A 2,187-nucleotide genomic window follows, 5' to 3' on the forward strand; every position below is an offset into this window, starting at 1 on the left:
AGCTCCGCAGCATCCAAGTTGGATCCATCCGGTTCGTGCGCAGCGCGTCCGAGATGACCTTGGCCTTGGCGCTTGCCGTGCTCTGGCCGACGTCGAACGCGATGCACACCTCGGCCATCGTTATGTGAGGCTTGCTCGCCTTGTCCGACAGGCAGTTGAGCTGGCCCAGGGCGTAGATGATGCCGCAGGCCCAAGTCCGCGCCTGGCCTGAAGCCAGGGGGCTCGGGCGCTTGCGGCAGAGGGCGGCGGCCATGGCCCGTGCGAGGTCGCGGTATTCCTCGTTCAGGTGGTCGCGGCAGAACGCATCGGTGAGCGCGACCACGGCGGCGTAGGTCGCCTGCATGGCCTTCGGGACCGACGTCGAGCGGGAAGACTTCACGACGTGAACCTCATGCCGGGACGGGCTTCCCGACGCATGATGCCGCCCCGCCGGGTGGTCCGCAAATGGTGGAGCCGCCGCATGTCGCCCGAGGTGGGAGACCATCCAGAGTGGAAAGAAAACGACTGCGGGAGCCCCGGGGATTTGTTGCACCGGGCGCGCTGGCGGCGGCCCTGGCGACGATGAGCGCTCCATCGGTGAGCTGCCAACTTGGCCCTGCGAAGTGGCAGCCGGCGGTCGCACCGTTGACAAACCGGGCAGCAATGGGTTCCCGGAAGCGCCAGCCGCGCCAGCCGCGCCAGCCGCGCCAGCCGCGCCAGCCGCGCCAGCCGCGCCAGCCGCGCCAGCCGCGCCTGCCATCTGCGTCGGGTGTGCACTCATAGATCTGCGCGCCAGCGGCATGGACCGTCATGACGGGCCGGGTGTTCGGCGCGGCGATACTGTCGGGGATGGCTTGCTGCGCCTGCGGCGTGGATCCGGGCGAGACGAGCAGACACCCGGTGAGTACCAAGAGGCAGGCGATCCAGGTCACCGAACTCGATGTGGCGGCACTCACGGTTAAATCCTCCCCAGGGCAGAGCCCAGCATCGGGTCCCGGACCTCGCCCTCCGCGCCGAGCAGCTGTCCCGTACACGTCGGGGTCGGGAGAGTCCTACAGGAGTGATCCAGCTACGGTTCAAACCTCCGAGGCCCTGTGGAGCGCCGGTGCGGGGCGGCCACGGCCCATCGGCGATTACCGCCCCGCCAAATTCAGGCGGTCCGCTCCGGATCGCATTCGGCTGTTCCAAGACAAAGCCGCAAACCACCTCGCCAACGACAAGGCGGGTGGCCCGCGTCATTGCCTCGTCGCCCAGCGAGGTAAGTCTGCGGTCTACCGGCGCGTCGAGGCCGACATCGCCCTCGGCGCGGATGATTGGCCGCGATCGGCATGGCGGGCGCCGAGAGGGTCGCCTGGTCAGGCGACCGCGACTGACGCCACCGCAAGCCGATGCACCATGAGGCATCCGGGCCCGGCCACCTCAGCCCGCGGTGATCCCGCGGGCATCGATCACGCGCCGGTAGACCGCGGACTCTCGCGTGATCCGAGCCGCCATGGCGGCTGGGTCGCCACCGACCGCCGCGATCCCGAGCCGGGCGAGAAGCGCCTGCCCCTCCTCGGAGAGCAGGGCGGCGTTGGCCTCGCGGTTCAGCGTCTCGACCACGGGCTGCGGCGTGCCGGCCGGCGCCGCGAGCCCGGTCCAGGATGCCAGAGCGAGGCCGGCGTAGCCGCTCTCGGTCGCCGTCGGCACACTTGGCAGCAACGGCGAGCGGGCCGCGCCGGTGGTCAGCAGCGGCACGACGCGCCCCGCCTCGGCATGCTGAGCGACGTTCGAGACCACCTCGAAGAACAGGTCCACCTGCCCGCCGATCAGGTCGTTCATCGCCGGCGCGCCGCCCCGGTAGGGCACATGCGTCAGCCGCACGCCGGCCAAGGCGGCGAAGACCTCGCCGACCACGTGTGGCAGGCTGCCGGCGCCGGCTGAGGCGAGGGTCAGCTGCTCCGGCCGCTGCCGCGCCGCCGCCACCACCTCGGCCGCCGTGCGGAGGTCCGTTCGGGGATGCGTGCAGAGCACCATGGCGCCCTCTGACAGGACAATGACCGGCTCAAAGGCCGTCGTCGGGTCGTAGGGCGGCGGCCGATGCACGAAGGGTGCGACCACGTAGGTGCTGGTTGTTCCCAGCAGCAACGTGTGGCCGTCCGGCGCCGCGCGCGCGACCGACAGCGCGCCGACGGTGCCGCCGGCGCCTGTCCGGTTCTCGAGCACAAT

At 70.8% G+C, this 2,187-nt stretch carries 2 protein-coding genes; both read right to left on the reverse strand.

What is annotated here, in order from left to right; translation table 11 throughout:
• Positions 1-379: DUF6398 domain-containing protein (locus tag Q7A36_RS39455; RefSeq protein ID WP_305109260.1), on the reverse strand; the 379-nt coding region annotated here is incomplete at its 3' end.
• A gap of 1,019 nt (positions 380-1,398) precedes the next feature.
• Positions 1,399-2,187: Bug family tripartite tricarboxylate transporter substrate binding protein (locus Q7A36_RS39460; RefSeq protein WP_305109261.1), on the reverse strand; the 789-nt coding region annotated here is incomplete at its 5' end.

The organism is Paracraurococcus lichenis (assembly GCF_030657435.1).
GTDB classification, from domain to species: domain Bacteria; phylum Pseudomonadota; class Alphaproteobacteria; order Acetobacterales; family Acetobacteraceae; genus Paracraurococcus; species Paracraurococcus lichenis.